Below are 7,511 nucleotides of genomic sequence, written 5' to 3'. Positions count from 1 at the left end.
AGAGCCACTACACCCCCGACGAGGTGGGAAATCATGAGTGAAGACACCCGTCCTGACGCGGCGCTGGGGCTCGAGGGCACACCGCACACCGGAGAGGCTATCGACGACGAGGGCTTCCTGGTCGAACCGCAGGCTGAGGACTTCAAGTCGGCCAAGCCGGCGTCGGCGAACCCGAGCTGGTTCAAGGGCGCGGTCTTCTACGAGGTGCTCGTCCGCGCGTTCAGCGACTCCGACGGCGACGGGACGGGCGACCTCAGAGGGCTCGCCTCGCGCCTCGACTACCTGGAGTGGCTCGGCGTCGACTGCCTCTGGCTGCCGCCGTTCTACGCCTCGCCGTTGCGCGACGGCGGGTACGACATCAGCGACTTCCGCGCGGTGCTGCCGGAGTTCGGCACCGTCGAGGACTTCGTGTACCTGCTGGAGGAGGCGCACCGGCGCGGGATCCGGGTGATCACGGACCTGGTGCTCAACCACACCAGCGACGCGCACCCGTGGTTCCAGGAGTCGCGGCAGAACCCGGAAGGCCCCTACGGCGACTACTACGTGTGGAGCGACGACGACTCGCGCTATAGCGACGCGCGGATCATCTTCGTCGACACGGAGTCGTCGAACTGGACGTACGACCCGGTGCGCGGGCAGTTCTTCTGGCACCGCTTCTTCAGCCACCAGCCGGATCTCAACTACGAGAACCCGGAAGTGCAGGAGGCGATGCTCGACATCCTGCGGTTCTGGCTCGACCTCGGCATCGACGGGTTCCGCCTCGACGCCGTGCCGTACCTCTTCGAGGAGGAAGGCACGATCTGCGAGAACCTGCCGCGCACGCACGAGTTCCTGAAGAAGTGCCGCAAGGTCGTCGACGACGAGTTCCCCGGCAGGGTGCTGCTCGCCGAGGCGAACCAGTGGCCGTCCGACGTGGTCGAGTACTTCGGTGATCCGGAGATCGGCGGCGACGAGTGCCACATGGCGTTCCACTTCCCGCTGATGCCGCGCATCTTCATGGCGGTGCGGCGCGAGTCGCGGTTCCCGATCTCGGAGATCCTGGCGCAGACGCCGTCGATCCCGGAGAACGCGCAGTGGGGCATCTTCCTGCGCAACCACGACGAGCTGACGCTGGAAATGGTCACGGACGAAGAACGTGACTACATGTACACGGAGTACGCCAAGGACCCGCGGATGAAGGCCAACATCGGCATCCGCCGACGCCTGGCCCCGTTGCTGGAGAACGACCGCAACCAGCACGAGCTGTTCACCGCACTGCTGCTGTCGCTGCCCGGCTCGCCCGTTCTGTACTACGGCGACGAGATCGGCATGGGCGACAACATCTGGCTGCAGGACCGCGACGCCGTGCGCACGCCGATGCAGTGGACGCCGGACCGCAACGCGGGCTTCTCGAGCTGCGACCCCGGCCGGATCTACCTGCCGGTGATCATGGACCCGGTCTACGGCTACCAGGGCCTGAACGTCGAGGCGCAGCTCAACAACACGTCGTCGTTGCTCAACTGGACCCGCCGGATGATCGAGGTGCGCAAGCAGCACCACGCGTTCGCGGAGGGCGACTTCAGCGAACTGGGCGGCTCGAACCCGAGCGTGCTCGCCTACAAGCGGCTGTGGAAGCGCCCGGACGGCCGTGAGGACATCGTGCTCTGCGTGAACAACCTGTCACGCTTCCCGCAACCGGTCGAGCTGGACCTCTCCGAGCACCGCGACTACACGCCGCTGGAGCTCACCGGAGGTGTCAAATTCCCCTCGATCGGGGAACTCCCGTACCTGCTGACCCTTCCCGGTCACGGTTTCTACTGGTTCCAGCTGGTAGAGGCGGGCGACGACAGCGAGATGAGGTGAACCCGCGCATGATCGAACCCGACGAGCTGACCGACAAGCTGGTCACGGCGCTTCCCGGCTTACTGCCGGCGCTGCGCTGGTTCGGCGGCAAGGACCAGCCGATCACCTCGGTCCGTCCACTGAGGACAACGCCGCTCGACGGCGACCTCGTGCACGTGCTGGTCGAGGTCGAGCAACCCGGCCGCACCGAGATGTACCAGCTGCTGGTGAGCGAGGACGCCGACGGCTTCGACGCGACGGCCGACCCCGAGCGCAACGAGCAGCTGCTCGCCAAGATCGCGGCGAACGCGACGGCTGGCACGATCCACTTCCGCCACGAGCCCGGCGTCGAGCTGCGCACCGGGCTGCGCGGACGGCCGATCGGCGTGGAGCAGTCGAACACGTCGCTGATCTACGGCCAGCAGTACATCCTGAAGATCTTCCGCAAGATCGTCTTCGGCGGGAACCGGGACCTGGAGATGCACCAGGCGCTGCGCTCCGTCGGCTGCGAGCACATCGCCCGCCCGCTCGGGTCGATCGAGACGGACTGGGACTGCATCCCGATCACGCTCGGCATGCTGCAGGAGTTCATGCCGGACGCGGTCGAGGGCTGGGCCATGGCCACCACCTCGGTGCGCGACCTGATGGCAGAGGCCGACCTGCACGCGGACGAGGTCGGCGGCGACTTCGCCGGCGAGGCGCAACGGCTCGGGCACGCGGTGGCGAAGGTGCACGCGGACCTCGTCGAGGCGCTCGGCAGCAGGATCGCCGGCCCGGACGCGATCTCCACCGCCATCGCCGGGATGCAGCAGCGCCTCGACACCGTGCTGGCGTCGGTGCCCGAACTGGGCCGCTACGAGGACGCGTTGCGCGCCACGTTCGAGGACGCCCGGCAGCACGTCGGGGAGATCCCGATCCAGCACATCCACGGCGACCTGCACCTCGGTCAGGTGCTGCGGACCGTGCACGGGTGGTTGCTGATCGACTTCGAAGGCGAGCCCGCGGCCACCGTCGAGGAGCGCAACGCACTGCGGTCGCCGTTGCGGGACGTGGCGGGGATGCTGAGGTCGTTCGACTACGCGGCCCGGCAGCTGCTGGTCGGCCAGCCCGACGACGACCAGCTCGCCTACCGCGCGATGGAGTGGACGAAGCGCAACCGGGCGGCGTTCTGCGACGGGTACGCCGAGGTGGCGGCAGACCCGCGGGACAACGCGCACCTGCTGCGCGCGTTCGAACTGGACAAGGCGGTCTACGAGGTCGCTTACGAGCACGCCAACAGGCCGGAGTGGTTGACGGTTCCGCTGTCGTCGATCGCCCGGATGACCAGCGGAGGCGAGTAGAAACGTGAAGGCCGATCTGGACCGGCTCCTGTCCGGTGCGCACCACGACCCGCACTCGGTGCTGGGTGTGCACACCGTCGGCGACCAGGTGGTCGCACGGGCGTTGCGGCCCGGCGCCACGTCGGTCGCGGTGTCGTGGGGCGACAAGCAGGTCGAGCTGCCACGCATCGCCGACGCGCTCTTCGAAGGTGAGCTGCCCGAGGCGCCCGGCGACTACCGCCTGCTGGTGTCCTACGGCGATCGCACCGTCGAGGTCGACGACCCGTACCGGTGGCTGCCGACCGTGGGCGAGCTCGACCTGCACCTGATCGGCGAGGGCCGGCACGAACGGTTGTGGGACGTGCTCGGCGCGCACATCCGTTCGTACGAAACGGCTTCCGGCGACGTCACCGGTGTCTCGTTCGCGGTGTGGGCACCGAACGCGCGCGGCGTGCGCGTGACGGGTGACTTCGACGGCTGGGACGGGCGCGCGAATCCCTTGCGCTCCATGGGTTCCAGCGGTGTGTGGGAAGTCTTCCTGCCGAACGTCCCCGCGGGCACGCGGTACAAGTTCCGGATCCTCGACGCGCAGGGCGTGTGGCACGAGAAGGCCGACCCGATGGCGTTCGCGACGGAGAAGCCGCCGCAGACCGCCTCCGTGGTCACCCGGTCCGAGTACCAGTGGCAGGACGCGGAGTGGGAGGCGCGGCGCGAGGCCACCCAGTGGTCGAACGCGCCGATGTCGATCTACGAGGTGCATCTCGGGTCGTGGAAGCCTGGTCTCGGCTACCGGGAGCTGGCGGTCGAGCTCGCGGACTACTGCGAGGACATGGGCTTCACGCACCTGGAACTGCTGCCCGTCGCCGAGCACCCGTTCGGTGGTTCGTGGGGCTACCAGGTCACTTCGTACTACGCGCCGACCTCGCGGTTCGGCTCGCCGGACGACTTCCGCTACTTCGTGGACATGTTGCACCAGCGCGGCATCGGCGTGCTGGTCGACTGGGTGCCCGCGCACTTCCCCAAGGACGCCTGGGCGCTCGCGAAGTTCGACGGCACGCCGCTGTACGAGCACGCGGACCCGCGGCGTGGTGAGCAGCTCGACTGGGGCACGCTCGTCTTCGACTTCGGGCGCAACGAGGTTCGCAACTTCCTGGTCGCCAACGCGCTGTACTGGATCGAGGAGTTCCACCTCGACGGCCTGCGCGTGGACGCCGTCGCGTCGATGCTCTACCTCGACTACTCGCGGCCGGCGGACCAGTGGCTGCCCAACGAGTTCGGTGGCCGGGAGAACCTCGACGCGGTGCGGTTCCTGCAGGAGCTGAACGCCACCGTGTACCGGCGGCACCCCGGCGTGGTGATGATCGCCGAGGAGTCGACGGCGTGGCCCGGCGTGACGCGGCCTACGCACCTGGGCGGCCTCGGGTTCGGGTTCAAGTGGAACATGGGCTGGATGCACGACTCGCTGCACTACCTGTCTCGCGAGCCGATCCACCGGTCGTTCCACCACAACGAGATGACGTTCTCGCTGGTGTACGCGTGGAGCGAGAACTTCGTGCTGCCGCTGTCGCACGACGAGGTGGTGCACGGCAAGGGCTCGCTGTGGCAGCGGATGCCGGGCGACGACTGGAACAAGGCCGCGGGTGTGCGCTCGTTGCTGGCGTTCATGTGGGCGCATCCGGGCAAGCAGCTGCTGTTCATGGGCGGCGAGTTCGGGCAGCAGCAGGAGTGGTCGGAGTCCCGTTCGCTGGACTGGCACCTCGTCGAGCAGGGTGGCCTGCACCAGGGCATCCAGTCGCTGCTGCGGGACCTGAACTCGGTGTACAGGACAGCGGCGGCGTTGTTCTCGCACGACGTCACGCCAGAGGGGTTCCAGTGGATCGACGCGAACGACTCCGGCGGCAACGTGCTGTCGTTCCTGCGCATCGGTGAGGACGGGTCGACACTGGCGTGCGTGGCGAACTTCGCCGGGATGCCGCACCACGACTACCGGGTCGGGCTGCCGTCCGCGGGGCGGTGGAAGGAGCTCGTCAACACCGATGCCGCGCACTACGGCGGTTCGGGTGTGGGCAACATGGGTGGCGTCGAGGCCGAGGCCAAGCCGTGGCACGGGCGGCCGTACTCCGCTCTGCTGCAGCTGCCGCCGTCAGGTGTGCTGTGGCTGGTTCCCGACCCCGCTGCCGAGGCCGTGACCGAGGCTCTGCCCGTGCTCGAGGCTGACTGACCTGTCCGGCAGCGCTCCGTTCCAGTAGAGCGCGCCGGACACCGTCGCGGTCGCCGGTGCGGTGCCCGGACAGGTGCGGACGACCTGGTCCTTCAGGTCGAACGGCGTTGCGTCCGGGCATCCGGTGAGCTTCAGGCCGGTCAACGGCAGGCTGCCGGTGTTCGTGATGGTGATCTTCAGGGTGTTCTGCGCGGCTTCGAGCACCAGGTCGTAGGCGGACACCCTGAGGAACACGCAGGTCCAGTGGATCTCGGTGGTCGTCGTCGCGAAGAACCGGACGGTGGCGGCGTTCTGCGGCGCGATCATGCCGTAGGTGTTGTACCGCTTGTCCTGTTGTGGCCAGCGGGCGTAGGTCCGTCCGGTTTGGACGTTGGCCTCGTCCTCGAACCTGAGCCCGATCGCGGTCGCCGGACCCGGCTTCTTGCTGCCCGCCCAGACGGACAGGTCGTAGATGCCGCCGGGGACGGCTTCGAGAGTGGATTCCACCGTGCCGGGCCCGGTGATCATGCCGGTGCGCGGGTTCGGCGCGATGCCTCCGACACATCCCGGCATGACCGGATCGGCTCCCGTGGGAGGGCCCAGGAGCAGCAACGCGGCGAACAGGAATTCGCGCACGCTTGGAAATGTAAGTCCGCTGATGGACTTCAGCCCGGTGAACCTGATCAGTCCGCGGCACGTTGGCTTCTGTATGCGCCTGAGTTCGACGAGTAGGACGCCCCTCAAGCCGAGCGACAGGCACAATGGCCTCATGCCGCTCCGGAGCATCGCGCTGGTCGTCCTCACCGCTCTGCTCGCGGTGGGGTGCACGGCCCAGGTCCCCGGCCGTCCCCGTGCCGCCAAGGTGGTGAAGAAGGAGGCGTCGTCCGAGACCATCCAGGTCAGGGGCACGGACAACGGCGCCATCGACAAGCTGGCCGCCACCGCCCTCACCGACATCGACGAGTTCTGGAAGCAGTCGTTCCAGGCGTCGTTCAACAAGCCGTGGAAGTCGCTGACCGGCGGTTACTACTCGGTCGACACGGCCGATGCCTCCGCGAAGCCGCCGCCGTGCACGCAGAAGGCGGCGGACGTCGAGGGCAACGCCTTCTACTGCCCGGCCGCCGACGCCATCGCCTGGGACCGCGCGTCGCTGCTCCCGGTGCTGCAGGACCGCTTCGGCGAGGCCGCCGTGGTCGTCGTGCTGGCCCACGAGATCGGCCACGCGGTGCAGAACCGCATGGGCATCACGCCGGAGGCCGAGCGCCGCGAGCCGGAGAAGTACCCGACGATCCTCACCGAGGCGCAGGCCGACTGCTTCGCGGGGTCGTTCGTGCGCAACGTGACGGACGGCAAGTCCGCTCGCCTCGACATCAACGCGGACTCGCTGGACAAGGCGCTGGGCGCGCTGATCACGTTCCGCGACCCGGTCGGCACCTCCCCTGAGGACGAGCAGGCGCACGGCAGCGCGTTCGACCGCGTGGCGGCGTTCCAGGACGGCTACGAGCAGGGCACGAAGTTCTGCGGGGCGATGTCCGTGCAGAACCGCACCTTCACCCAGCGCGCCTTCACGACGACCACCGACCGCGCGAACGGCGGCAACCTGCCTTTCGCGCAGATGCTGGAGTCGGTGACGCCCGACCTGGACGGCTACTTCAAGACGCTGGCGACGACGGCGGGCAAGACCTGGCCGTCCCCGCGTGCCGAGGCCGCCCAGACCGAGCCGGACTGCTCAGGCGACCAGGGCCCGGTGGCGTACTGCCCTGCGGACAAGACGATCAAGATCGACACCAAGGACGAGCTGCCGTTGCTGCACAAGGAGCTCGGCGACTACGCGACCGGCACGCTGATCGCGACCAGGTACGCCATGGCCGAGCTGGCCGTGCTGGGCAAGCCGACCGAGGGCGAGCAGGCCTCCGCGGCCGCCCTGTGCCTGGCAGGCGCGTACACGGGCGCGGTGTTCACGCGGAAGGGCAGCGAGTTCGGGCTGTCTCCCGGTGACTTCGACGAGGCCGTGACGGTGCTGCTGAAGTTCGACTACGCGGCGCGGGACGTGAAGGGTCAGGACGCGGTGGATCCGGGGTTCGCGCGGGTGGCGCGGTTCCGGGAGGGAGTGTTCGAGGGTCCCAAGAAGTGCGGCCTCTAGGCGCTGGCTTTGTCGGCGTCTGCAAGTA

5 protein-coding genes are annotated in these 7,511 nt (G+C 68.4%); 4 read left to right on the top strand and 1 reads right to left on the bottom strand.

All coding sequences use genetic code 11. The features are described from left to right. The first annotated feature begins 33 nt into the window (after positions 1-33). The 3 genes from treS to glgB are packed head-to-tail and all read left to right on the top strand — an operon-like array spanning position 34 to position 5,361. Positions 34-1,842 carry a maltose alpha-D-glucosyltransferase gene (gene treS, locus UK23_RS32465; RefSeq protein WP_045315525.1) on the top strand — a complete coding sequence of 603 codons (1,809 nt, stop codon included), beginning with the start codon at positions 34-36 and terminating at the stop codon, positions 1,840-1,842. 8 nt (positions 1,843-1,850) lie between these two features. Then, positions 1,851-3,161, top strand: coding sequence for a maltokinase N-terminal cap-like domain-containing protein (locus tag UK23_RS32460; RefSeq protein ID WP_045315526.1), 1,311 nt, complete (start codon positions 1,851-1,853; stop codon positions 3,159-3,161). A 4-nt stretch (positions 3,162-3,165) separates the two neighbouring features. Next, entirely contained in the window at positions 3,166-5,361 is a 2,196-nt protein-coding gene (gene glgB / locus UK23_RS32455; RefSeq protein ID WP_045315524.1) for a 1,4-alpha-glucan branching protein GlgB, read from the top strand. On the opposite strand, the gene UK23_RS32450 is transcribed toward glgB, so the two are convergent. After that, complete coding sequence (locus UK23_RS32450) at positions 5,284-5,976, bottom strand: hypothetical protein (RefSeq protein ID WP_045315523.1); 693 nt, start codon at positions 5,974-5,976, stop codon at positions 5,284-5,286. The two genes, glgB and UK23_RS32450, sit on opposite strands and share 78 nt — an antisense overlap. Positions 5,977-6,109: 133 nt before the next feature. Here UK23_RS32450 and UK23_RS32445 point away from each other — a divergent pair, with 133 nt between their 5' ends. Then, the gene (locus UK23_RS32445; protein ID WP_045315522.1) at positions 6,110-7,483 is read left to right on the top strand and encodes a neutral zinc metallopeptidase; all 1,374 of its coding nucleotides are present in this window, start codon (positions 6,110-6,112) and stop codon (positions 7,481-7,483) included. Positions 7,484-7,511: the final 28 nt, after the last annotated feature.

Source organism: Lentzea aerocolonigenes, assembly GCF_000955955.1.
GTDB lineage: Bacteria > Actinomycetota > Actinomycetes > Mycobacteriales > Pseudonocardiaceae > Lentzea > Lentzea aerocolonigenes_A.
This window is presented reverse-complemented; position numbering and strand designations above follow the sequence as displayed.

What these genes read in the sequence shown, in the direction of transcription:
- treS (WP_045315525.1), top strand. Translation starts at nt 34, where the DNA reads ATGAGTGAAGACACCCGTCCTGACGCGGCGCTGGGGCTCGAGGGCACA.
- UK23_RS32460 (WP_045315526.1), top strand. Translation starts at nt 1,851, where the DNA reads ATGATCGAACCCGACGAGCTGACCGACAAGCTGGTCACGGCGCTTCCC.
- UK23_RS32445 (WP_045315522.1), top strand. Translation starts at nt 6,110, where the DNA reads ATGCCGCTCCGGAGCATCGCGCTGGTCGTCCTCACCGCTCTGCTCGCG.